Source organism: Chryseobacterium sp. SN22, from assembly GCF_008329705.1.
Classification (GTDB): Bacteria; Bacteroidota; Bacteroidia; order Flavobacteriales; family Weeksellaceae; genus Chryseobacterium.
Genome location: NZ_VTSX01000003.1, coordinates 146,458 through 171,012 on the forward strand (window position 1 = coordinate 146,458; position 24,555 = coordinate 171,012).

Consider the following 24,555-nt stretch of genomic DNA (forward strand, 5'->3'; position numbering starts at 1 on the left):
TTTCTAATCTAGATTATGTTGACAGATACTCATTAGATGCAGAATCTGATATGATGTTAAATAAAAAATCCTGCACCTGATGGATCTATGCTTTTTATTTACTTGCCAAGAACAGCTTTCAATCGGTTGTGGATCTCCACATAGGCTTCGGTAACTTCACCAAGATCTCTTCTGAAACGGTCTTTATCGAGTTTCTTCATCGTGTCTTTGTCCCAAAGTCTGCACGTATCCGGAGAGATTTCGTCTGCAAGGATGATTTCGCCGTCTGCCGTTTTTCCCAATTCGATCTTGAAATCAACCAGGATGATGTTCATTTTATCAAAAAGATCGATCAGGATTTCATTGATGTCTGAAGTCAGCTCATACATTTCATCAAGTTCCTCGTACGTCGCAGCGCCTAAGAAAACTGCATGGTGGTCATTAATCAGCGGATCTCCCAATTCATCCTTTTTGTAGCAGATATCGAAGATCGTAACCGGAGATTTGATGCCTTCTTCAACCCCTAATCTCTGAGCCATGCTTCCTGCGGAATAATTTCTTACCACCATTTCCAGAGGAATGATCGATACTTTTTTTACCAATTGCTCTCTTTCGTCCAGTTGTTTAATGAAATGAGTCTTAATCCCTTTTTCATTTAAATATTCGAAAATAAGAGTCGTGATCGCATTGTTCATTTCTCCTTTAAGATCTACAGATCCTCTTTTCTGAGCATTAAATGCCGTAGCGTCGTCTTTGAAACGTACTACGACTTCATTAGGATTATCGGTAGCAAATACCTGTTTTGCCTTACCTTCGTACAACATTTCTTTCTTTTCCATTTTCTGAAATTACTTTTTAGTTAGATTTATATTACTTAATTAAAATTCCTATTAAAACCGCCATCCCGAAACTCAGCAGCGTCCCGATCAGTACATACTCCGTTAACTTTCTCTGCCTGGCCTGCGCCAGGTCGCTGAACCGGAATACGGATTTTGCCGCCACCATAAAACCAACGCCTTCCCAATGGTTGACCATGATAAAGGTGAAAACCATTAAACGCTCAAGGATCCCGATATATTTTCCGGCACTTGATAAAGAGTCGGTCTGCAGATTTCCTGCAGTCTCCGGAACCGGTGTCCAGGACGACAGCAGTATCCTGATGAAAACCGAAGCCGGCGTCGTCAGAAACACCGCACCTGCCATCGTTTTTAAAAGGTCCGTATCTTTTAAAAATTCAAAATTGAATTCGTTTGAGTAAAAGGAAATTCCGGCAATCACCAGAACATGGAGTGCCTGATCCATAAAAAACCAGTTCTTTCGGTTTTTGACGGTCTGAAAGCTCAGCTTTGCAGCGTCGATTATGAAATGCGAAATTCCGACCGTCAGTGCGACCCACCAAAGTTCGGTATCCCACAGAAAAGCAAAACTTAAAACCGTATGGATCAGTGTATGAAGATACAGGTACCCGCTCTTCACCTTCTTCCTTTCCTTATCTGCAACCCATGAATCCGGCTGAAGAATAAAATCTCCCAATAGATGTGCGAATATGAGCTGGATAAAAATCATGCTTAGAGTTCTGAGATTTTTTTTCTGAAATACTGGTTGGTTTCGGCGATCAGCTCGTAGTTTGCCCGTTTCAGCCGCTGGCTTACGGAGGATTGGGAAATCGCAAACTTCTTCGCAAGATCTTCCTGCGTGAGGTCTTTATTCATGATCATCTCGTGGATGATCTCTGCGGTGGCCATCGTCCAGCTGTCAAAATCCTTGGAAGACCATTTCAGCAGGATATTCAGGTCCCGGTCTACAGAAACACTGGATGTCCTGATGGCAACGGTGTGTCCGTCATTTTTCAGATCATTCAGCAATCTTCCGGAATGCACGTATGCCGTACCGTTGGATTCGGTAATCTTTCCGGAAGAAAAGTTTTCTTCACCGATCCCGATGGCCATCCGTACATCCAAATTTTCCTGACTTTTGATTAATGACTTTATAGCTAAGAAACGCCAGAACACGTCATCGATATTACATTTAAACTGAAACTCGTCGCCCCTGTAGATTTCCCATGTTTCGGGAGCACTTCCCCACTTGCCGAGAAGATTTTTAAGTCTGGTAATCCAAACTTCCGTTTTCGCGTGTTGTGAATTTATAATATCTCCGGTAATGACCGCTATCATTCTGCAAATATAAGCATAATTACTTATAAATAAAAAATATAAGCAGATGTACTTATAGATAATAATTATCGGTACATCTGCTTATGTCGATTTTATTGTAAATAACTGAATTTTAAGGCTAAAGCTATTTTTTCATAAATGGATAGGCTTTTCCATCCAGATTCAAAAGATAGGAACCTGCCGGCAGAGAATGAACCGGGATTGCTTTCTTATTTATGAAAGGATTCTTTTCGGAATAGATCAGCTTTCCTGAGAAATCCAGGATCTGTGCGGATTTTACATTTTCTGTTTTGCCGGTTACAAAAACATGATCACTCGCCGGATTCGGGTAAACTTTAAATTCGTTCTGCTGTACAGGATCAACCTCAGCTGCCGTTAGGGTTCCCAGGTTCTGGCAGTAATCGGTAGTGTAAGAATTCCATTCATTGATATTGAATGTTGTTGCCGGCTGGGTAACATTGGCTTTCCTGTACAAAGAAACGTTCCCTAAAGCGGAAGAGTTATTCGTGCCTGGAATACCAATGGCATCCACCGAAGAAGATTTGTATCTTAATTCTACATATTGGCTTCCTGAAAATGTCATCTGCGGGGCCGCCGTTACAAATCTTGCCTGGCCTGTCGTATAGCAGGAAAAACTGGCATTGGGGTTCAGCACCACTGCTGATTCATTGTCCTGCAATATCCCTTCCAGCTCATAAGGAGCAGGGTAATAATAGTTACTGCTGCCCGGCAGTTGGATGGATAATTTATAATCGTTTAAATTTACAGCATGGCCGGTTTTATTGGTAATTTCCAATCCTTTGTTATTCGATGTCCCTTCGAGATACTTTGTGATCATAATATCTTTGGCGTAGGTATCGGTAGCCAGGGTCGTTATAGAAACCGTATTGCTGTCAGGAGAAAGAAAGTACCCGTTATCGTAAGCTTTTACAGTAAAAGTATAAGCCGTAGAAGGCGTTAAATGATCTGCGGTAAATGTCGTATTTTTTGTTGACGCAATCAATGTTCCGTTCTGGTAAATTTTGTAGCCGATTACATCCATGCTGGTACTTGGAGGCCAGCTTAGGGTTGTAAAATAAGCACTATTCTGAATCGCTGACAGATTTGTCGGAGCCTGCGGCGCCACAGCATCAGCCGTCTGATTCCAGATCGCATTTACCCACGAAGGATTGTCGATGAAGGGGTTCCGGTTGTTTTGTATGGCATACACTGAATTATTGCGGTCGATCTCCCTCTGAGAAACCGGATCCTGCTGATGCCACTGCAGAAGCATCACAATATAAGCGGGATCATAGGATCTTTCTTCGGTTCCATCCAGAGGATTGGAATCGGAAGCAGGATTAGTATCGTTGTTAAAATTGAAAGCACCTAACTTTCCTTCGTAACGTACGGCAAAATACAATAAGCTTCTGGCGATGTCCCCTTTGAATTCGTTGATCGGTTCATACACCCTTCCGGTATAGGACACTCCGGGAATCGCACAATTCCCGATTCTGGAGGAATTGGAGAACGTATGGTAAATGGTATTTCCTACAATTCCATAAGGATAGTTGCTCCTCCGCTGGTTGATGAAGGCATCCGTAGGAATCACATAAAAAAGATCGGAATACATCGGGTAATTACTGTAAAACGTACTCTGCGGCATCATGTGCTCGCGGTTCCAGCCCAGTCCCTCTCCTGAAGCACTGCCGATCATCTGGGCGGAAGTATATTCATAGGCATCCGGACCCGATGGAATTTCAGAATAGATGTCAAGAAGATACGTGGTATTGGTTGCCGTATGGTCGTAATACTTATCCAGGTCGGTCTGGTTATAGTAACTTTGAAGATCGCTGTAATTCCAGCTGATATTTTTTGCTGCAATAATATCGTGCAGCTTCGATTTCAGCGCATAGCCTGCAAGACCGGCCGTTCCGTTGTAATAGCCGGCCGGAGCCTGCGCTGCAATAGAGGATGAAATCAATATAACAGGAAGGAAAAGTTTTTTCATACTTAAAAAAAATTGGGAGGCTAAAATAGTAAATTAATCCGCTTAAATTTCGGAAAATTTTATTAAAAAATCATTAATTATGAGAATGTAAAAAATTGGAAATTAGTTTTTTGCGAATAAATTCCTATGGATGCAATAATTTTTTTGGGCGTTACCGCAATTTATTTATCTTTGGGAACTAACTTATTATCTATATGAATACGGAGACTATTGACAATATCAAAATGATAGCGGAAACGGCAAGGGAGTTTGCTGAAAAGAACATCAGACCAAACATTATGGAGTGGGACGAAAGCCAGACGTTCCCTAAAGATCTGTTTCATGAGTTGGGAGAAATGGGATTCATGGGAATCGTAATTCCTGAAGAGTACGGCGGTTCCGGACTCGGGTATCACGAATATGTAACAATCCTGGATGAGATCTCTCAGGTAGATCCTTCCATCGGACTTTCCGTAGCGGCACACAATTCACTTTGCACCAACCATATTTATGAATTTGCCAATGAAGAGCAGAGGCACCGATGGCTTCCGCAACTGGCTTCCGGTAAAGTAATAGGAGCCTGGGGACTAACGGAGCACAACACCGGCTCCGATTCCGGAGGAATGTCTACGACAGCTGTAAAAGACGGTGACGAATGGATCATCAACGGAGCTAAAAACTTTATTACCCATGCAATTTCCGGTGATATTGCCGTAGTAATGACCAGAACAGGCGAAAAAGGAGCTAAAAATAACTCCACTGCATTTGTTCTTGAAAAAGGAATGCCGGGATTCAGCTCAGGTAAAAAAGAAAACAAACTGGGGATGAGGGCTTCCGAAACGGCAGAACTTATTTTCGATAATGTACGCGTACCGGATTCCCACCGTTTGGGCGAAGTGGGCGAAGGTTTCAAACAGGCCATGAAAATCCTTGACGGCGGAAGAATTTCCATCGCGGCATTGAGTTTGGGAACGGCAAGAGGAGCTTATAAAGCAGCTTTAAAATATGCTAAAGAAAGACATCAGTTCGGGAAATCCATTTCAGAATTCCAGGCGATCAACTTTATGCTGGCGGATATGGCAACGGAAATTGATGCTGCAGAACTGCTGATCCAGAGAGCTTCCACTATGAAAAACGCCAAACAGAAAATGACCAAGGAAGGAGCCATGGCCAAACTCTATGCTTCTGAAGCCTGCGTAAGAATTGCAAACAATGCGGTTCAGATTTTCGGCGGTTACGGATATACCAAGGACTTCCCTGCCGAAAAATTCTACAGGGATTCCAAGCTTTGCACAATTGGTGAAGGAACTTCTGAAATTCAGAGACTGGTAATCGGCAGAGACATTACCAAGTAATTACATAAAATAGAATTATATCAATTCATCCCATAATAGCATATGCATCAGCATATGCTATTTCTTTTTCCGGTAAATCGCCATTTGCTGATGTTTAATGTATTGCATAATTATTTAGACTGTTTATCAGAAATTTTCTTAAAAAATTTTATTTTTCATAATGTATTTTTTATTAGCTTTGATATTCCACAATCAAATAAGAATATGTATGAGAAAACAACTATTGTTGATTGGGATGCTGGCTTCCGGCATTTCATTCGCTCAGACCGACCGCCTCTGGTCTGAAACTTCACAAAAAAATACCTTAGAAATTTTTCAAAACAAAGTAACGATCAATCATCCGAAATTATACAGCCTGGATATTAACGGATTGAAAAATGTCCTTGCCAAAGCCCCGAAAAGACTGGCAACGGGTGAAAAATCGGAAATCCTGATTTCGTTCCCTAATGCAGAGGGAAAGATGGAAAGCTTCAAAGTAAGGGAGAATTCCAACTTCGACCCTCAGCTGGCCGCTAAATATCCGGACATCAAATCCTATGTAGGCGAAGGACTGGGAGATACCGGCACAACGGTTTATTTCAGCGTTTCCCCGCTGGGATTGTCTTCCATGGAAATTTATGGTGATAAATCCGCAGTTTTCATCGAACCTTATTCCAAAGACTTGTCTACCTACGTGGTGTACAAGAAGTCTGATAAAAAAGACAACCTGAATGCATTTGAATGCACGGTAATCGACGTAGCCCAGAAAGGGGTAGCCGGTACAACGAATCTCACGGCGAGACCTAATGCCGATGATGCAAAACTCAGGACCTTCCGCCTGGCATTATCCTGTACAGGAGAATACACTACCTATTTCGGCGGCACAAAAGCCAATGCCCTGGCAGCCATGAACAATACCATGACCCGCGTCAACGGTGTTTTTGAAAAAGACTTTTCAGCCAGAATGGTACTGATCTCCAACAATGATGCAGTGATTTATACCAATGCCTCAACGGATCCTTATTCCCCTTCTTCACAGATGAACAGCTGGAATTCCCAACTGCAGTCTACCCTGACTTCAGTGATTGGGGAAGCCAACTATGACATCGGACACCTGTTCGGCGCTTCGGGAGGCGGAGGAAATGCAGGCTGTATCGGCTGTGTATGCACCAACGGATCCAAAGGAAGCGGCTACACTTCTCCGGCAGACGGAATTCCGTCCGGAGACAACTTTGATATTGATTATGTCGCCCACGAGATGGGTCACCAGTTCGGCGGAAACCATACTTTCTCCATGAGCAACGAAGGAACAGGAGCCAATATGGAACCCGGCTCAGGCTCAACGATTATGGGATATGCCGGAATCACCGCTCAGGACATACAGCCGCACTCGGATTCGTTCTTTCACGCAGTCAGCATTCAGCAGATTACCAATAATATCAAAACTAAAACCTGTCCTGTAAGCACAAACACAGGCAATTCAATTCCAACCGCCAATGCCGGCCTGGATTATACCATCCCGAAAGGCACGCCGTTTATGCTTACAGGATCAGGAACCGATGCCAACGGAGACTCTCTAACCTACATCTGGGAACAGATGGACAATGCTTCGTCTTCCCAGACGGGAGCAAGCTCTGCAGCCAGTGCCACAAAGGCTTCAGGACCTGCATTCAGATCGTTCACACCACAAATGACGCCGGTGAGATACTTTCCGAGAATGGCCTCCTTATTGGCCGGAGCAACAACAACAGCCGGTTCCGAAATTACCGTGGAAGCTTTATCCAGCGTAGCAAGAACCTATAACTTCAGGTTCACCGTTCGTGATAACAGGGCCGGCGGATCCGGTAATAATTCAGACGATGCGCTAATCACGGTGAACGGAACGGCCGGGCCTTTCAGCGTAAGCTCTCAAAATTCAGCAGTTACCTATACCGGCGGAAGCAGCCAAACCGTAACCTGGAATGTTGCCGGAACAACAGCCAACGGGATAAATGCATCCAACGTGGATATCTTATGGTCTGCCGACAGCGGGAATACATGGACGACCCTGCTCGCGGGAACACCGAATGACGGCTCACAGGCCGTAACGATTCCGAATACTTCCACTTCCACAGGACGGATTATGATAAAAGGTTCCAATCATATTTTCTTTGATATAAACAATGCCAACATCACAGTAAATGGAGGCTCTGCGAACGTAGATCAGGTAGCCCCTACCGCTCCTACGCTGGCTGCTTCAGGAACAACCTCCACAAGCACCAATCTTTCCTGGTCGGGAGCTACCGATAATGTAGGCGTAACGGGATATGATCTTTACCAGGGAAGCTCAATGCTCGGCTCCACCTCTTCTACTTCGTATACCGTAACCGGATTAACGCCTTCCACCACCTACAGCTTTAGCGTAAGGGCTAAAGATGCGGCAGGAAACGCTTCGTCTTCCAGCAATACGGTATCCGTAACCACTTCTGCGGGAAGTACTGTAAGTTACTGTTCGGCGTCCGCAACGAATACGGCTGATGAAAGAATAGGAAACGTGAAGTTCGGAACGATCAACAATACCTCGACGGGAACGGCAGGATATGAAAATTTCACTTCAGTTTCCACCAATGTTACCAAAGGATCTTCCTATACCATTTCCGTAACCCCTGTCTGGACATCCACCAGATACAATGAAGCCTACGCTGTATATATCGATTACAATGGGGACGGTGACTTCGCGGACAGCGGTGAACTGGTTTGGTCCAGATCCGCATCTACCACTTCTCCGGTAACGGGAACCCTGACCATTCCGTCTACCGCTGTTGCAGGAAGCACGAGAATGCGGGTGATGATGCAGTATAATACTGTTCCTTCATCTTCATGCGGGTCTTACACCTACGGACAGGTGGAAGATTACACAGTGAATATCGTTTCTTCAGGAAGACGCGAACTGCCGGCTACCAAAGATTTGATTACGGATATCAAATTATATCCGAACCCGGCAAAAGATATCCTGCATGTATCAGATACAACGAACGAAGAGTACAGAATCTTCGATATGGGTGGAAAACTAATCAATTCCGGAAAACTTGAAAGGGGCTCCGTGAATGTAAGTGGACTGATTAAAGGGGCTTATATAATTCAAATCGGGGAAACCTCCGGGAGATTCATTAAAAACTAATTTCCAATCAATTTAATCTTATGATAAAGGCAGCCTGAAAAGGGCGGCCTTTTTTTAGTAATAGGTTATGATTAATAAGTGATAATCTGCAATTAAATTTAAATTTTGGATTTGGAAACCGCTGTCTTTTCTGTTTTTAACAGAAGCTCGATGTAAGAAACAGAAATATGATCGAAACAGAGATACATTTTGCCTGCTGATCCGGTGTAGTAACCACTACATCAGTTCGACTGTTCTTGCGGCACAACAGAGAAAAATGTATTAGAATGTTTACAATGGGACCTTCAATTGATAATTTAGAAACTTATCAATATGTTTTTTTCAAAAATCTATTCCTTTAGATTTGTAAAAAAGAAATTGATACATGTATGAACAAGAGAAAAGTGTTTGAATAAGCTAAGATCTACCCAGAGAAAAACATATACTTCGATTAAAATTTATATCAAATTAAATTTTATGCTTTGGAAAAACCTCAGCGTTGATTCCCGATTTGTAAAATCGAATTTTTATATTTGCGTAAATTAAAAATTATTCATGGATAAAATTGACAGTCTGAACCAGGTAGCAGAATTCCACACCACTTTTAAAGCCCCTATTTTAGAGAGTCCGCAGATTCCTTTACCGGAAAGATGCGAGCTCAGGGTTGAACTTTTGCAGGAAGAACTGAACGAATTGAAACAGGCCATCGCCGATAACAATATCATTGAAATTGCGGACGCCCTGTGTGACCTGCAGTATGTTCTGAGCGGTGCGGTTCTGGAATTCGGACTTGGCAGCAAATTTGTAGAACTGTTCAACGAAGTTCAGCGGTCCAATATGTCCAAAGCCTGCGACAACGAAGAACAGGCACAGGAAACCGTTGAGTTTTATAAGGCAAAGGATGTGGCATCTTTTTATGAAAAATCGGGTGAGAAGTTCAATGTATACCGACAGGCCGATCATAAAGTCCTTAAAAACAAGTATTACTCTCCTGCCGATTTAAAAACCATTATTGAGAAATAAAAAGCATGAAAAAAATTATCACAAACATATTTGCCGTTTCAGCATTGTTTCTTGCGGGTCAGCAGCTTGCAGCACAGAAAGTAGTGGTCGGCCGTGAAGTGGAAACGGCAAATGACGGCAAGATGCTGTTGGGAATGCAGCTCAAAAGCAAATTTACCGAAGCGCCTTATTCCGACTGGTATGTGAAAGAGCATGACGAATATACACTGGATCAGAAAGCTGTCAGCGAACTTAAAAAAGATAAGATCAATTCTTATAATCTGGTTGTATTCATTGGAACCTGGTGTGAAGATTCCCACCGGGATTTTCCGAGGCTGATGAGGATTCTTGATGAAGTAAACTATCCGGAAGGCAAACTGAAAATCATTGCCGTTAACCGTAAAAAAGAATCCCCTAACGGCGAAGAAGGCCTTTATAACGTTCAGAAAGTTCCTACGATTATCGTACAGAGATATGGTAAAGAGATAGGAAGGATTATTGAAATGCCTACTACCGGATATATTGAAAGGGATCTGGTAGAAATCCTGAAGAAAGACGACGGCTCCGTGATCAAAGAAATTTTCAGCAAATAAATTAAGATTTGAAAAATATTAAAATTTTAGTCCCGTTTCTGGCCGGAATAATCGTTATGGTTATTCTGTTTTTCAGTTTTAGATCCTGTTTAAGTCCCGCAAAGAAAACAGAGAAATCAGATTATTATATTCTCACCAACCAGATTGCCAAAATGAACAAGATGGTGGTGATGGAACAGAATACGTCTTCTATACAGAAAACCAAAATGGGCTATGAATTTTTAGGCAAGGAAGTTTCCAGCAACAGCATCATCACATTTACCAAAACCAATGCGCAGGTTTCTTACGATTTAAACAAAATGAAAATCGAAGTGGATTCAGTGAATAAAAAACTGATGATTACTGCACTGCCTGACGCCGACATCAGGATTACGCCAAGTGTGGAGATCCAGTCGGTAGACGATTCTTTTTTTAACAGGATTTCAGAGAAAGACATTAAAAATGTAACGCAAAAAGCCAAAGATACCGCCATCCGGTCGATCGATCAAAACCGGCTCAGAACCGAAGGACGTGAGCAATTAATGGAAAACCTGAATAATATTTTCGTTTTGGCAAAAGCTTTGAATTATAAAATTGAAGACCAGACCGGCAAACTCGGTATTTTGGGATTATAAAATATAAGCTATGAACAACAAACACGACGACGACAAAAAAGGTCAGGAATCGGCCAACAAGGCGGAAACCAAAAAGCAGAACGAAGATTTTCAGAATATTCCCGCTTCTTCAGAAAAGACGAATCCGTCTGATGTAGACAAGGAGGATGTCCAGAAGTCTTCGAAAAACAATGAGTCCGGCAAAACGGATAACACGGAAGAATAAATTTAAAAAGGTTCTGTCTCAGATGAGGCAGAACCTTTTTTCAGAAAAAAAATATACAAATAAAAATCAAACAACAATTTTTCAAATCACCATGGATTTGCATTTAAAGTACATATTTAATTATCCTCCGGCCATCAAAAATGTAAGTAGGAAGATTAAATGAATCAGGATTGTAAATGCTATTTTTAAGAAGAATTGATACAAATATCCTTTAATGTACTGCAGTAAAACTTCCGGCATTCCTACAAACCTGATTTATCATATTATATGTAAAACAGCAGTTCGCTCCGCAAGTGAATTTTTATGGACTATTGATTGTTATCGGCGAAGCGGAATCTGCTGTTTATTAATTACACAATGGTGGATTTTCCAAGCTTCACATTTTCAAAATTATAATACGACTTCTCAGAATAGGTAATATAATCTGCAATAAAGCTTCCTACTTCAGCGGTAGAACACGGCTGTTCGGCATTCAGGTCTACCGTCACATATTTGTTTTCAATGGCGTGCTGCACCGACTGTCTTAATTTTTCGGCCGCCTGATCAAGCTTCAGGTAATCCAGCATCATAGCGGTACTTAAAAGAGAGGCAATCGGGTTGGCAATTCCCTTTCCTTTGGCCTGCGGATACGAACCGTGGATGGGTTCAAACAAAGCATTTTCGGTCCCGATGGAGGCGGAAGGCAGCAGCCCGATAGAACCACCGATGACACTCGCTTCATCGGAAATGATATCCCCGAACATATTTTCCGTCACAATAACATCAAACTGCTTCGGATTCAGGATCAGCTGCATGGCCGCATTATCAACAAACATAAAATCCAGCTCCACGTCCGGATATCCGGCGGCAATCTCTTTACAAACCTTTCTCCATAATCTTGAAGTATCAAGAACGTTGGCTTTGTCGATAAGCGTAACTTTCTTTCTGCGCTTCAGGGCTTCCTGAAACGCCATGTGAACGATCGGGGCAATTTCATCCCTGTGATACTTGCAGTTATCATAAGCATACCCTGCTTCCTCATCCGTAAATTTTTCCCCGAAATAAATTCCGCTTACCAGTTCCCGGAAAATCTGGATATCCGTCCCGGCAATAATCTCTCTTTTCAAAGGGCTTTTATCGATCAGCGAACTGTAGGTCTTCAAAGGTCGGATATTGGCAAAAAGACCAAGCTCCTTGCGGAGTTTCAGCAGGCCCTGTTCGGGACGCACTTTTGCATCCGGATTATTATCAAAAGAAGGATCTCCTATGGCTCCGAACAATACGGCGTCAGAATTCCGGCAGATAGCCAGGGTTTCATCCGGCAGCGGATTCCCCGTTTTATCTATAGCTTCCGCGCCCATCAGCCCGTAGGTAAAATCAAACTCATAGTGAAAGGCTTCCGCAATGGCATTTAAAATTTTAATGCTTTCACCTACGACTTCCGGACCGATGCCATCTCCGGGAAGCACCGCGATGTTAAACTTAGTTTTCATATACTTTCTGTGTTTTAAGTTCAAATTCTCTGATGGCCTGTTTTCTGCTGATTAAAAAATCGATGTCATCATAACCATTCATCAGGCAGATCTTTTTATAGGAGTCAATTTCAAAACTTTCTGATTTATCATCAAAAGTGACGGTTTGTCTTTCTACATCAACCACAAGCTCTTTCTCAGGGTTTTCGGTAATGCAATTCAGGATTTCTTTCAGGAATGCTTCGGAAACTTTTACCGGAAGCAAACCGTTATTCAAAGCATTTCCTTTAAAAATGTCAGCGAAGAAGCTTGAGACCACGACTTTGAAACCGTAATCCGTCAATGACCATGCGGCATGTTCCCGGCTGCTTCCGCAACCGAAATTGTTGCCGGCCACCAGGATTTCCCCGCTGTACTTTGGATTGTTCAGAACAAAATCGGCATTCGGTACTCCGGTATGGACGTTATACCGCCAGTCCCTGAAAAGGTTTTCTCCAAAACCTTTTTTATCAATACTTTTTAAAAAGCGGGCCGGAATGATCTGGTCCGTATCTATATTTTCAACCGGTAAAGGAATTGCCCGGGATTTTATAATAACCAATTTTTGCATTTTGTTTAGTTTTTTAAAGGTCAATGGTCAATTTTACTTCGTAAGTCAATGGTCAATTTTTAAACGATTTTAAAATTTACTTGCATAGCGAAATTCGCCATTCACCTATCCGATCAGTTTTCGAAGACCGATATTTTTCCTTCGACTGCTACTTTTGCAGCAGTCAGCGGACTTGCCAGAATCGTTCTTGCTCCCTGACCCTGTCTTCCTTCAAAATTTCTGTTGGAGGTAGATACACAATATTCACCTTCCGGGATCTTATCGTCGTTCATGGCAAGGCATGCCGAACATCCCGGCTGCCTGATCTGAAAACCGGCTTCAGTGAAAATGACATCCAGCCCTTCTTCAAAAATCTGTTTAACGACCTGCTGGGAACCGGGAACGATCAGCGCCTGAACATTTTCCGATTTTCTTTTCCCTTTAATATAATTTGCTGCAGTCCGAAAATCTTCGATTCTTGCATTCGTACAGCTTCCGATGAAAACATAATTCACCGTAATATCCGAAAGCGCCTGTCCGGCTTTTAAACCCATATATTTCAACGCTTTTTCCTCAGAATCATTCTGTGGAAACGGAATATTCTGGCTGATGGGAATTCCCATACCCGGATGGGTCCCGTATGTTACCATCGGGTGAATATCAGAGGCATCAAAGGAGAACTCCGCATCAAAAACCGCTTCATCGTCTGTTTTCAATGTTTTCCAATACTCTGCTTTTTCTGCCCACTCTTCTCCTTTCGGGGCAAAGGTCCGACCTTTTACATATTGGAAAGTGGTTTCATCCGGTGCAATCATTCCGCCGCGGGCTCCCATTTCGATGCTCATGTTGCAGACCGTCATTCTTCCCTCCATCGACATTTCCTCAAAAACATTTCCGGCATATTCACAGAAATATCCTGTTCCGCCGTCAGTCCCGACTTTTGAAATAATATACAGGATCACATCTTTAGGCTGAACATTTTTACTTAATGTTCCGTTTACCGTAATCCTCATGGATTTTGGTTTGTTCAGCAATAAGCATTGGCTCGCAAAAACCTGCGCCACCTGGCTTGTACCTATTCCGAAAGCAATCGAGCCGAAAGCGCCATGGGTAGAAGTATGGCTGTCGCCGCAGACAATACTCATTCCCGGCTGGGTAACGCCAAGCTCAGGGGCAATGATGTGAACAATTCCCTGGTACGGATGACCCAAACCGTACAATTCAATATTGTTTTTCTTACAGTTTCCGGTAAGCTGCTCTACCTGGTTTCTCGAAGATTCGTCACGGATGGGCTTATCCTGATCCCAGGTCGGAACATTATGATCGGCAGTGGCCACAATCTGCCGCGGCCTGAAAACTTCCAGATTCCTTGATTCCAGTTCGGCAAAGGCCTGTGGGCTGGTGACTTCGTGGATCAGGTGCTTATCGATATAGATGATCTGAGGTCCGTCCGGAATTGTTTCGACCACATGGGCATCCCAGACTTTGTCAAAAAGTGTTTTCTTATTATTCATTTCAAATGATTCTGTTAAAATCAATATTACTATCCTATTTTTCTGGTCACTTTTTCGATGATCGCACTCAGGTCGTTATTATCAACTTCTTTTTTACGGTCGGCCACTCTTAGGAATTCCTCGTATAAAAAGTCCAGTTCGTTTTTTGTCACTTCAAAACCGATATGCTTAAACCGGTAAGCCAATGCCGAACGTCCGCTCCTTGCCGTCAGCACAATTGTTGAAGCATTCACTCCTACTTCTGCCGGATCAATAATTTCGTACGTTTCCCTGTTTTTGATGATACCGTCCTGGTGAATCCCTGAGCTGTGGGCAAAAGCATTGGCTCCGACAATAGCCTTATTCGGCTGTACGGGCATTCCCATCAGTTCCGAAACCAGGAAGCTCATCGGGTTCAGCATTCTGGACTTTACATCGGTATACAGCTGTAAGTCCGGATGCTGTCTGAGAATCATCACCACTTCTTCCAAAGCGGTATTTCCTGCTCTTTCGCCAAGCCCATTGATGGTACATTCGATTTGCCTTGCCCCGTTGATCACTCCTGAAATAGAATTGGCAGTGGCCATTCCCAGATCATTGTGGCAGTGGCAGGAAAGGATGGCTCTGTCGATACCGTTTACATTTTCTTTTAAATATTTTATTTTATTACCGTATTCTTCCGGCAGGCAATATCCCGTGGTGTCTGGAATATTAAGTACCGTAGCACCTGCTTTGATGGCCGCTTCACAAACTCTGGCCAGGTAATCGTTATCGGTTCTTCCGGCATCTTCGGCATAAAATTCCACATCCTCTACAAAATTTTTGGCGTATTTTACAGCCTGTGAGGCTCTTTCGATAATATCTTCCCGATTAGAATTGAATTTAAATCTGATATGGGAATCCGAAGTTCCGATTCCGGTGTGGATTCTTGGCCTTTTGGCAAAGCGCAGAGCTTCAGCTGCGGCATCGATGTCTTTTTGGTTGGCCCTGGTCAGTCCGCATACTTTTGCATTTTTCACCAGTTTTGAAATCTCTGAAACGGAATGAAAATCACCGGGACTTGAAATTGGAAAACCCGCTTCGATAACATCTACTCCCAGCTCATCCAGTTTTTCGGCAATTATTAATTTCTGCTCTGTATTTAACTTGCAACCCGGGACCTGCTCTCCGTCACGCAACGTGGTATCAAAAATTTCAATTTTTTCGGATTTCATAATGAAGTTTTTTACTTAATTTTGAACCAAAACTAGAAAGATGAAACGTTCAGTCATTACCGGTTTTCACAAAAATTACAATAGCCAAAATATCATAATTTTACCCTAACCAGTTATCTAACAATATTTTAATTTCCAAAAATTTACAATGGCAGAATTGCATAAAGATTTTCTATTTGTCCTGATCAAATCCCTTACCATGTCAGAAAAAAGACAATTCAGGCTGTATGTGAACCGTCTTGGAATTAATGTGGATGCCAAATTTCTTCTGCTGTTTTCAGAAATCGAAAAGATGAAAGAATATGATGAAAACATTATCATCGAGAAGAAAATTTCCACAAAGCAGCAGTTGTCTAATCTGAAGGCCCACCTTTATAAACAGATCCTTGTGAGCTTACGAATGAATCCCAGCCATCAGAATTACCGGATCCAGCTTCGGGAACAATTGGATTTTGCCAATATTCTCTACCAGAAGGGCCTTTACAAACAGGCTCTGAAAATATTGGATAAAACAAAACAGTCGGCTTTGCAGCTGGATGAAAAAACCATTGCTTCGGAAATCATTGATCTGGAAAAAGTTATTGAATCCCAATTTATTACCCGGAGTATTGAAGGCCGTGCCGACGAACTGATCCGGCAATCTACGGAAATCAGTAAGCAGAATCATTACACTACGGAATTATCCAACCTTTCGTTGAAATTATACAGCGAAATGCTTACCCATGGTTATGTAAAAAACCATGAAGACCGGGAACAAATTATGAGTCTTTTCAATGCACAGATTCAGAAAATTAATTTCGAAAGGCTGAATTTTACGGAAAAGCTGTGGTATTTCAAAGCGCATGTCTGGAAAAACCAGCTGCTCCAGGATTATAAGTATACCCTGAAATATGCCTTTCAATGGGTAGACCTGTTTCACAAAAATCCGGAAATGATCTTCAGCCATCCGGTCTGGTACATCAAAGGCAATACCTATCTCCTGAAAATCCTTTTCCTATACGGAAATATCGACATCCTTGAAAACAGTTTCAGAGAGTTTAACGAAAGGGTGCATTCCTCAAGCTTTGCTCAAAATGAAAACCTTCAATCGCTTATTTTTCTTACCCATTACAATACGCTAATGAACATTCACTTCGTGAAAGGTGAGTTCTTTTCAGGATCCAGGCTTATTCCTGAAATCGAACTGAAAATGGAAAAGCTGAGGGATAAAATTGATGAGCACCATTTTATGATTTTATACCTTAAAATGGCCGCCTTGTTTTTCGGAAGCAAAAAGTTTATAGAATCCATAAAATATTCTTTAAACATCATTGAGTCAAAAGGCAATGTGCAGGAAGATCTGCTCTTCCACACCAGAATACTGATTTTAATGGCAAAATATGAATCAGGAAATGACGAAGATTATGATGAATTTATCAGATCGACATCAAAATTTGTCAAAAAGATGAAAAAACCGGATGAATTCCATTTTGAAAGCGTAGCTTTCTTTAAAAACCTGAATGGTGTAACGCCCGACCGGCAACTTGAATCTTTCAGGAAATTCGATGCTGAGCTAGAGTTTTTTGCAGGTAACGAATATTACAGAAGATCCCTTTTATACATTGATATTCACGGGTGGGTAAAATCCAAAGTGCGGAACGTGGATGTGATTGAAATTATCAAGGAGAAGGTGAGGTATAAGAGACGGAGTTGATTTCACTAGTGGCTACTAGAGTTCACCCCTTAAGGGTTTTAAATTTTAGGGCTATCCTGAATATCGGGCTATACCCATGTTAATATAAGTTGATCGTGAATACTTTGTTAATTTCACATCGTATGCCCGGAAATTCATTGCTGTCTTTCCCTAAATTGATCTGATAAGATTATTAACTGCCCTTCGAGACTTTGATGATGTGTTATTTTTGTGACCTTCAGATTCTTTCCGATGTTAATACAGGCCGATCTCTGGGGGATCTTTACCCATTCTTTATTTTTATCCATATGTAACTTTAAATCATTCAATATAAATCATTTAACTATCGTAATTATTCCTACCACAACATCATAGCCATAAAATTTATTTCATTAATCCGAAACTGCCTGAATAAATTTAGCATCTATATTTTACAAATCCCCTTGAAAATAGCATACTAAGTAAAATTTTCGTATTTTTGCCTCTTAAAATTTCTTAGTAAACAATGATAAAAATTACACTTCCAGACAACAGCGTCAAAGAATTCGAGGCGGGAGTTACTCCGCTAGATGTGGCAAAATCTATAAGCGAGGGATTGGCTAGAAATGCCATTTCCGCAGTCGTTAATGACAAACAAGTAGAGACGACCACGCCTATTACCACGGATTCTACGGTACAGCTGCTGACCTGGAATGACGATCTTGGGAAGAAAGCTTTCTGGCATTCTTCTGCCCACCTTCTGGCGCAGGCGATCCTTGAATTTTATCCTGATGCTAAGCTGACTATTGGTCCGGCCATCGAAAGCGGATTCTATTATGATGTAGATTTCGGCGACGAAAGTTTATCAGAAAAAGATTTTGAGAAAATCGAGAAAAAGGTATTGGAAAATGCAAAAAAAGGCTCGACTTTCTCATTATACCCTGTCTCCAAGGAGGAAGCATTGAAAACATATGCCGATAATCCGTATAAAGTGGAGCTGATCTCTAATCTTAACGATGGCGAAATTACTTTTGTAACCCATGATAACTTCACGGATCTTTGCCGTGGAGGACATATTCCGAATACAAGTATTGTAAAAGCGGTAAAGATTTTAAATGCTGCCGGAGCATACTGGAGAGGAAATGAAAAGAACCCTCAGCTGACAAGAGTGTACGGCGTTTCTTTCCCTAAACAGAAGGAATTAACTGAATACCTTGAAAGACTTGAAGAAGCGAAAAGACGGGACCACCGGAAATTAGGTAAGGAATTGGGAATTTTTGCATTCTCTGAAAAAGTAGGTGCCGGATTACCGTTATGGCTACCCAAGGGAACGGCTTTGAGAAGAAAGCTGGAAAATTTCCTGTCTGCCGCTCAGAAAAAAGGAGGTTACGAATTCGTTATGTCTCCGCATATCGGGTCTAAAGAGCTCTATGTAACTTCAGGACACTGGGATAAATACGGGGCTGACAGCTTCCAGCCGATAAAAACGCCGAACGAAGGGGAAGAATTTATGCTGAAGCCGATGAACTGCCCGCACCACTGTGAAATCTACAAGACTTCTCAATGGAGCTACAGGGATCTGCCAAAAAGATATGCTGAGTTCGGAACCGTTTATCGCTACGAGCAGTCGGGAGAGCTTCACGGATTGACAAGGGTTCGTGGGTTTACCCAGGATGACGCCCACCTTTTCTGTACTCCGGACCAGCTGTTGGGAGAGTTTGAAGCTGTAATTGATCTGGTATTGTATGTTTTCAAATCTTTGGGCTTTGAAGATTTCCTTACTCAGGTTTCTTTAAGGGATCCTGATAACAGAGAAAAATACATCGGTTCTGATGAGAACTGGGAAAAAGCGGAAAATGCCATCATCACCGCAGCTAAAAACAAAGGCTTGAAAACCGTTGTAGAATACGGTGAAGCCGCATTTTATGGACCGAAACTGGACTTCATGGTGAAAGATGCTCTGGGAAGAAAATGGCAGTTGGGAACCATCCAGGTAGATTATAACTTGCCGGAAAGATTCGATCTTCATTATATCGGAAACGATAATGAGAAGCACAGGCCGGTAATGATCCACAGAGCACCGTTCGGTTCGATGGAACGTTTCATTGCTATTTTGCTTGAGAATACAGCCGGGGATTTCCCGTTATGGCTGAGCCCGGATCAGTTTATCATTCTTCCGATCAGTGAAAAATATGTAGATTATGCTAAAAAAGTTTCAGAATTTTTAGAAAATCACGATATTAGCGGTCAGATTGATGACCGGAACGAAAAGACCGGAAAGAAGATCCGCGATGCAGAATTAAATAAAATTCCATTCATGCTTGTCGTGGGTGAAAATGAGGAGAAGGATGGCACAATTTCTGTACGTAGACGTGGTGAAGGAGATTTAGGGGTAATGAATCTTGAAGATTTCGTTTCCTATTTCAAAAAAGAATCTGCGATATAAAATCGAAGGTTTAAATTCAGAATTCAAGCTAATGCATGATGTGATTCTGAATGATTATTAAAATAGAATTAACCAATAAAATTATAATACAATAGCACAAAGATTTAACAACAGGGGCCCACAAAGACGTCCGGTACAGGAGGACTTACACTTGATCAACGAAAAAATTCGTGTGAGAGAGCTTCGTTTGGTGGGCGATAACGTAGAGCCGGGAATTTATCCTATCGACAAAGCAAGACAGATTGCTGCTGAGCAGGATCTCGATTTAGTCGTAATTTCCGATAAGGCCGAACCGTTTATTGCAAGAATTCTGGAATATAAAAAATTCCTTTATGAGCAAAAGAAAAAACAGAAGGAACTAAAAGCTAAGCAGGTAAAAGTGGTGGTAAAAGAGATCCGTTTCGGACCTCAGACCGATGAGCACGATTACGAATTCAAGAAAAAGCATGCTGAGAAATTCCTTGAAGAAGGTTCAAAATTAAAGACCTACGTATTTTTTAAAGGACGTTCGATTATCTTTAAAGACCAGGGAGAAATCCTGCTTCTGAAACTTGCCCAGGAACTGGAGCATGTGGGAAAAGTAGACCAGCTTCCAAAGCTTGAAGGAAAAAGAATGATTATGATGATGAGTCCTAAAAAACCGGCTAAATAATCGATAGCATGGATCATTCGATCCAATAAAACATATCAACTAAACCGCTTCATTACTGGAGCGGTTTTCTTATTGAACTTTAGAAACAATCATTGTCCTTTACTTTTTTATTTTTCGTTATTTTGCACTTATTCTTAAAAGGCTTAAGAAGTTTATCTTTAATTTAATTTCATGAAGGCAGGATATTACTCCTTTCTATTATTCATCCTGATTATTTTTTCATTGGGTTGCTTCTACCACTACCCTTTTCTTTCTGATGACAGCCTGATCTCCCTGCGCTATGCCCAGCGTTTGATTGAAGGTAAAGGACTGACCTGGAACGATGGACATCCTGTAGAAGGTTATTCCAACCTGTTATGGGTACTGCTTATTTCTTTCCTGGGAAAATTAGGGATGGACCTGATCCTCGCAGCCAGAATATTAGGAATCATATGTTCCATCGGAACGCTGGCGGTTATTTTTTCTTATTTCGAAACAAAAAATATTAAAAAGCAGTATGTATTTTTAGCGGTTTTCCTTCTGGTGACAACTCCGTGCTTCACAGTCTGGGCAATTGGCGGATTGGAGCAGCCATTATATATTTTTCTGCTCACCCTTTGTTTAACAGAAGTATCAAAGATCATAAACGACAAAAATTCCGGCAGGTTGTATTTTCTGGGGCTATGGCTGGGGCTTTTAGCCATTACGAGACCGGACGGTTTTCTGTTTACGATTATAACAGCTGCATTTTTATTGTTTATATTCAGAAAGAACAAAAGAAAATTTATTAAAATATTCTTTATTGTTGCCGTTGTGCCTGCTCTATTTTTGTTGGGACAGCTTATTTTCAGATATAGCTTTTACGGAGAACTGGTTCCCAATACAGCGCTGGTTAAAGTAAAAGTTACCCTGCACCATATTTTACGGGGCGGATTTTATATCCTGAAAGCTTTTACCGGCACCGTGTTGCTGTCTGCTTTAGGACTATATGGCCTGTTTCATCTGGCTTACAGGAAGAAAAATGTTTTCGGCTTCTACCTGTTACTGAATGTTGCAGCATGGACGACTTATGTAGTCCTGATAGGTGGTGATATTTTCCCCGCTTTCCGGCATTATTATGCCGTTCTGATTGTCCTGGTATTTGCAGTTATTTTCAGTTTGAATGATTTGCAGGCAGGACTGAAAACAAAAAGCCTCAGGACAGGTTTTATAATTCTGCTTATCATCAATCCGTTTATCCAATTGTTAATTCCTGCCAATGAATACGCCATTGGAGAGCGTTGGGAATTCCGCGGACTGAAACTTGGAAACACCCTGAAAAATACGTTTCCGGAAACTACTCTGATCGCCGTGACGGCTGCCGGCTGTATTCCTTATGCCTCCGAACTTCCGGCTATCGATATGCTTGGATTAAATGATTATTATACTCCCCGCCATCCGCCTGAGAATTTTGGTACCGGCTCTTTAGCGCATGAACTGGGAGATGCCCGATACGTTCTTGGAAGAAATCCCGATATCATCATCTATCATATGGGAGTAACTCCGGAATTTAATATCGGCGAACAGATGAAAATGAATCCGGTTTTTAAGAATCATTATGTGAAAGTTCTTGCAAAGCAGAGTGGTGATGAACATATTCTGTATTTTAATAAATACGGGAAAAACACGGGAATTGTAAAGAGAGAGAACATGCTCATTATTCCCGGCTACCTGATGAGCAATGTTTCGAATAATGAAAGCACTTTTAAAAACAGAAGACTTCTGAATCATTTGCAGAGAGAAAAGAAATATAGTATCTCCTTTCAAAATCCGGGTTCTGAAAAATGGGAAATAAGCAAATCTCAGCAAAGATTAATTTCCGTTTCGGAAATCAGTTATAGTAAAAATACGATAACCGTCGAGATCATTCCAGAAAAGGAAATATTTTTAGAAACACTGGAATTACACAGGAAATATAAATAATTTTTCGTAATTTTGCACACTATTATTTCCGGGGGTCATCGGAAACCAATTACAGATATTGATAACAAAACCATAAAAAGCAAAACAATGCCAAAATTAAAAACGAAATCAGGTGCTAAGAAACGTTTTGCTCTTACCGGTTCCGGTAAGATCAAAAGAAAGAATGCTTACAAAAGCCACATCTTAACCAAGAAAGAAACGAAACAAAAGAGAAATCTTACGACGACTTCTTACGTTGCTGCGGTGGACGAGAAAAGCGTACTTCGTCAATTAGCCATCAAGTAGTTTTTATAAATCTATATCGGTTTATAAGAATTCAAACAAATTCAACATTTTAACCCTGAAATGGAGCCCTTAAGTGTCATGCAATCATTACCGCCCATTTCAAAAAAACAATTAAATTATGCCAAGATCAGTAAATGCGGTAGCTTCAAGAGCTCGCAGAAAGAAAATTTTTAAGCAAGCTAAAGGTTTTTTCGGTAGAAGAAAGAACGTTTGGACAGTAGCTAAAAACGCGGTAGAAAAAGCAATGCAATATGCTTACCGTGGTAGAAAAGAGAAGAAAAGAAACTTCAGAGCCCTTTGGATCACTCGTATCAACGCGGGAGCCAGAGAGCACGGGATGTCTTACTCTCAGTTTATGGGAGCTCTTAAAAAGAACAACGTTGAGCTTAACAGAAAGGTTTTAGCCGATTTAGCAATGAATCACCCTGAAGCTTTCAAAGCAGTTGTAGATCAAGTAAAATAATGTAAAATTTTTGTTATCAATATAAATCCTGGGTTTTTTGCTCAGGATTTTTTTATTATCTACATTTGTGTATTATTAAAAATGTAAAATTTTCTTCACCCGTGAAAAAAATAACGACTCTATTGCTTGTTTCTTTATCAGCATACAGCCTCCAGGCACAAAATTTTATTCAGGCTTATAAAAACAGGGCCGACCAGGTTTCCCAGACAACCGTTACGAACCTGTTGCAGGACTTTCAGAATCTCGGTGTGAAAACCACCGGTTCTGATGCCAATACCAACACCCTGAACTGGCTGAAAGCCAAATACCAGTCTTACGGATACACCGCCAGCCAGATTACGGAAGACCCTTTCACATTCGGAAACAACATTAGTTCCAAGAATCTGATTATTACAAAAACCGGGACGCTTTATCCCAATATTTATGTGATTATCTGCGGGCACTACGATACCATTGTAGGCCCGGGCGTAAGTGATAATGGCAGCGGAACGGCTATTCTTCTGGAAGCAGCCAGAATACTGAAGGATATCCCTACCGAATATTCAATTAAATTCATCCATTTCTCAGGAGAAGAGCAGAACCTGCAGGGAAGCAGCCATTATGCGAACAATGTTTTGTTCCAGAACAATGTCCGCCAGTTTAATATCAGAGTGGTTTTCAATATTGATCAGGTCGGAGGAAAACTGGGCAATATCAACAATGCCATTAAATGCGAAAGCGACCAGGCGGGACTAAGTTCCAACAATGCCCAGTCGTTGAGCTTTACGCAGCAGCTGGCTGTATGCACCGGGCTATATTCCCCATTACAGACAGTCATGTCGAACGCTTATTCTTCAGATTATATTCCCTTTGAGCAGAAGGGAGATATCATTACCGGTTTTTATGAAAATGTAAGAAGCAATAATGAACATACGGCAAACGATACTTTTGCCAACGTAGATCCTACTTACGTGTACAATGTAGGGAAAGCGGCAGTAGGCGCTTTACAGCATTTCGCAACGGCCTCTGCAAGTCAGCTGGCGACTGAAGAAGTACAACAGAATACTTTGGAATCGGTAAAGATTTATCCTAATCCGGCCAAAGATTATCTGCAGGTAGAATTTCCGAAAGAGGTTAAAAATTTCAGACTGGAAATTTCAGATATGAATGGCCGCCTGATCCTGAGCAGGGAAAATGAGTCCAAAATAAATCTTGCGGGATTATCCGACGGAGCTTACATGGTAACCCTGAAATCAGACGGAAAAACAGCTGTACGGAAAGTGATTATTGCGAAATAACCGAATAAAACCGCAAGCTTATCCATAAAAGCCAATCGCTATTGATTGGCTTTTTGTCTTTATCTGTATTTTAATGTTGTAATA

General features: G+C 41.5%; 21 protein-coding genes. 13 read left to right on the forward strand and 8 right to left on the reverse strand.

Annotated elements, in window-relative coordinates:
• Positions 1-98: 98 nt before the first annotated feature.
• From purC to FY557_RS02870, 4 genes are all read right to left on the reverse strand, one after another.
• Entirely contained in the window at positions 99-818 is a 720-nt protein-coding gene (gene purC / locus FY557_RS02855; protein WP_146939419.1) for a phosphoribosylaminoimidazolesuccinocarboxamide synthase, read from the reverse strand.
• Positions 819-849: 31 nt separating this feature from the next.
• Positions 850-1,545 (reverse strand): DUF3307 domain-containing protein, encoded by a 696-nt coding sequence (locus FY557_RS02860; protein WP_149245775.1) that lies wholly within the window; start codon positions 1,543-1,545, stop codon positions 850-852.
• A 2-nt stretch (positions 1,546-1,547) separates the two neighbouring features.
• Positions 1,548-2,153 carry a SatD family protein gene (locus tag FY557_RS02865; RefSeq protein ID WP_149245776.1) on the reverse strand — a complete coding sequence of 202 codons (606 nt, stop codon included), beginning with the start codon at positions 2,151-2,153 and terminating at the stop codon, positions 1,548-1,550.
• A gap of 124 nt (positions 2,154-2,277) precedes the next feature.
• A complete protein-coding gene (locus FY557_RS02870) occupies positions 2,278-4,143 on the reverse strand; it encodes an endonuclease (protein WP_149245777.1) in 1,866 nt (621 codons plus the stop codon).
• A gap of 194 nt (positions 4,144-4,337) precedes the next feature.
• Between FY557_RS02870 and FY557_RS02875 the strand changes: the two genes are divergently transcribed.
• The 6 genes from FY557_RS02875 to FY557_RS02900 all read left to right on the forward strand — a co-directional run bounded on the left by FY557_RS02875 (position 4,338) and on the right by FY557_RS02900 (position 11,009).
• Entirely contained in the window at positions 4,338-5,477 is a 1,140-nt protein-coding gene (locus FY557_RS02875; RefSeq protein ID WP_149245778.1) for an acyl-CoA dehydrogenase family protein, read from the forward strand.
• 208 nt (positions 5,478-5,685) lie between these two features.
• The gene (locus FY557_RS02880; protein ID WP_149245779.1) at positions 5,686-8,616 is read left to right on the forward strand and encodes a reprolysin-like metallopeptidase; all 2,931 of its coding nucleotides are present in this window, start codon (positions 5,686-5,688) and stop codon (positions 8,614-8,616) included.
• Between the two features lie 534 nt (positions 8,617-9,150).
• Complete coding sequence (locus FY557_RS02885) at positions 9,151-9,618, forward strand: nucleoside triphosphate pyrophosphohydrolase family protein (protein WP_149245780.1); 468 nt, start codon at positions 9,151-9,153, stop codon at positions 9,616-9,618.
• A 5-nt stretch (positions 9,619-9,623) separates the two neighbouring features.
• Entirely contained in the window at positions 9,624-10,190 is a 567-nt protein-coding gene (locus tag FY557_RS02890) for a TlpA family protein disulfide reductase (protein WP_149245781.1), read from the forward strand.
• Positions 10,191-10,198: 8 nt separating this feature from the next.
• Positions 10,199-10,804: a DUF4230 domain-containing protein gene (locus FY557_RS02895; RefSeq protein ID WP_149245782.1), complete on the forward strand. Its 606-nt coding sequence runs from the start codon at positions 10,199-10,201 to the stop codon at positions 10,802-10,804.
• Positions 10,805-10,814: 10 nt separating this feature from the next.
• On the forward strand, positions 10,815-11,009 hold the full coding sequence (locus FY557_RS02900; protein ID WP_149245783.1) for a hypothetical protein: 195 nt from the start codon (positions 10,815-10,817) through the stop codon (positions 11,007-11,009).
• 350 nt (positions 11,010-11,359) lie between these two features.
• Here FY557_RS02900 and leuB read toward each other — a convergent pair whose 3' ends face one another.
• The 4 genes from leuB to FY557_RS02920 form a co-directional block, all read right to left on the reverse strand.
• A complete protein-coding gene (leuB, locus tag FY557_RS02905) occupies positions 11,360-12,481 on the reverse strand; it encodes a 3-isopropylmalate dehydrogenase (protein ID WP_149245784.1) in 1,122 nt (373 codons plus the stop codon).
• Positions 12,471-13,070 (reverse strand): 3-isopropylmalate dehydratase small subunit, encoded by a 600-nt coding sequence (gene leuD / locus FY557_RS02910; RefSeq protein WP_149245785.1) that lies wholly within the window; start codon positions 13,068-13,070, stop codon positions 12,471-12,473. The genes leuB and leuD overlap by 11 nt, the downstream gene beginning before the upstream one ends.
• A 113-nt stretch (positions 13,071-13,183) precedes the next feature.
• Complete coding sequence (gene leuC, locus FY557_RS02915) at positions 13,184-14,563, reverse strand: 3-isopropylmalate dehydratase large subunit (protein ID WP_149245786.1); 1,380 nt, start codon at positions 14,561-14,563, stop codon at positions 13,184-13,186.
• A 29-nt stretch (positions 14,564-14,592) separates the two neighbouring features.
• On the reverse strand, positions 14,593-15,756 hold the full coding sequence (locus FY557_RS02920) for a 2-isopropylmalate synthase (RefSeq protein ID WP_149245787.1): 1,164 nt from the start codon (positions 15,754-15,756) through the stop codon (positions 14,593-14,595).
• Positions 15,757-15,904: 148 nt separating this feature from the next.
• On the opposite strand from FY557_RS02920, the gene FY557_RS02925 reads away from it, so the two are divergent.
• The 7 genes from FY557_RS02925 to FY557_RS02955 all read left to right on the forward strand — a co-directional run bounded on the left by FY557_RS02925 (position 15,905) and on the right by FY557_RS02955 (position 24,471).
• On the forward strand, positions 15,905-17,449 hold the full coding sequence (locus FY557_RS02925) for a hypothetical protein (protein WP_149245788.1): 1,545 nt from the start codon (positions 15,905-15,907) through the stop codon (positions 17,447-17,449).
• A gap of 484 nt (positions 17,450-17,933) precedes the next feature.
• Positions 17,934-19,853, forward strand: a complete 1,920-nt coding sequence (gene thrS, locus FY557_RS02930; RefSeq protein ID WP_149245789.1) for a threonine--tRNA ligase — start codon at positions 17,934-17,936, stop codon at positions 19,851-19,853.
• Between the two features lie 151 nt (positions 19,854-20,004).
• Complete coding sequence (gene infC / locus FY557_RS02935; protein ID WP_185151635.1) at positions 20,005-20,505, forward strand: translation initiation factor IF-3; 501 nt, start codon at positions 20,005-20,007, stop codon at positions 20,503-20,505.
• Between the two features lie 171 nt (positions 20,506-20,676).
• Positions 20,677-22,446, forward strand: a complete 1,770-nt coding sequence (locus tag FY557_RS02940; protein ID WP_149245791.1) for an ArnT family glycosyltransferase — start codon at positions 20,677-20,679, stop codon at positions 22,444-22,446.
• Positions 22,447-22,533: 87 nt separating this feature from the next.
• Positions 22,534-22,731 carry a 50S ribosomal protein L35 gene (gene rpmI / locus FY557_RS02945; RefSeq protein ID WP_076390550.1) on the forward strand — a complete coding sequence of 66 codons (198 nt, stop codon included), beginning with the start codon at positions 22,534-22,536 and terminating at the stop codon, positions 22,729-22,731.
• Positions 22,732-22,849: 118 nt separating this feature from the next.
• A complete protein-coding gene (rplT, locus tag FY557_RS02950; RefSeq protein ID WP_149245792.1) occupies positions 22,850-23,194 on the forward strand; it encodes a 50S ribosomal protein L20 in 345 nt (114 codons plus the stop codon).
• 101 nt (positions 23,195-23,295) lie between these two features.
• Positions 23,296-24,471, forward strand: a complete 1,176-nt coding sequence (locus FY557_RS02955) for a M28 family metallopeptidase (RefSeq protein ID WP_149245793.1) — start codon at positions 23,296-23,298, stop codon at positions 24,469-24,471.
• Positions 24,472-24,555: the final 84 nt, after the last annotated feature.

Excerpts from the sequence above, each read along its gene's own strand:
- purC (WP_146939419.1), bottom strand. The coding sequence starts at position 818 with ATGGAAAAGAAAGAAATGTTGTACGAAGGTAAGGCAAAACAGGTATTT.
- FY557_RS02860 (WP_149245775.1), bottom strand. The coding sequence starts at position 1,545 with ATGATTTTTATCCAGCTCATATTCGCACATCTATTGGGAGATTTTATT.
- FY557_RS02865 (WP_149245776.1), bottom strand. The coding sequence starts at position 2,153 with ATGATAGCGGTCATTACCGGAGATATTATAAATTCACAACACGCGAAA.
- FY557_RS02870 (WP_149245777.1), bottom strand. The coding sequence starts at position 4,143 with ATGAAAAAACTTTTCCTTCCTGTTATATTGATTTCATCCTCTATTGCA.
- FY557_RS02875 (WP_149245778.1), top strand. The coding sequence starts at position 4,338 with ATGAATACGGAGACTATTGACAATATCAAAATGATAGCGGAAACGGCA.
- FY557_RS02880 (WP_149245779.1), top strand. The coding sequence starts at position 5,686 with ATGAGAAAACAACTATTGTTGATTGGGATGCTGGCTTCCGGCATTTCA.
- FY557_RS02885 (WP_149245780.1), top strand. The coding sequence starts at position 9,151 with ATGGATAAAATTGACAGTCTGAACCAGGTAGCAGAATTCCACACCACT.
- FY557_RS02890 (WP_149245781.1), top strand. The coding sequence starts at position 9,624 with ATGAAAAAAATTATCACAAACATATTTGCCGTTTCAGCATTGTTTCTT.
- FY557_RS02900 (WP_149245783.1), top strand. The coding sequence starts at position 10,815 with ATGAACAACAAACACGACGACGACAAAAAAGGTCAGGAATCGGCCAAC.
- leuB (WP_149245784.1), bottom strand. The coding sequence starts at position 12,481 with ATGAAAACTAAGTTTAACATCGCGGTGCTTCCCGGAGATGGCATCGGT.
- leuD (WP_149245785.1), bottom strand. The coding sequence starts at position 13,070 with ATGCAAAAATTGGTTATTATAAAATCCCGGGCAATTCCTTTACCGGTT.
- leuC (WP_149245786.1), bottom strand. The coding sequence starts at position 14,563 with ATGAATAATAAGAAAACACTTTTTGACAAAGTCTGGGATGCCCATGTG.
- FY557_RS02920 (WP_149245787.1), bottom strand. The coding sequence starts at position 15,756 with ATGAAATCCGAAAAAATTGAAATTTTTGATACCACGTTGCGTGACGGA.
- FY557_RS02925 (WP_149245788.1), top strand. The coding sequence starts at position 15,905 with ATGGCAGAATTGCATAAAGATTTTCTATTTGTCCTGATCAAATCCCTT.
- thrS (WP_149245789.1), top strand. The coding sequence starts at position 17,934 with ATGATAAAAATTACACTTCCAGACAACAGCGTCAAAGAATTCGAGGCG.
- FY557_RS02940 (WP_149245791.1), top strand. The coding sequence starts at position 20,677 with ATGAAGGCAGGATATTACTCCTTTCTATTATTCATCCTGATTATTTTT.
- rpmI (WP_076390550.1), top strand. The coding sequence starts at position 22,534 with ATGCCAAAATTAAAAACGAAATCAGGTGCTAAGAAACGTTTTGCTCTT.
- rplT (WP_149245792.1), top strand. The coding sequence starts at position 22,850 with ATGCCAAGATCAGTAAATGCGGTAGCTTCAAGAGCTCGCAGAAAGAAA.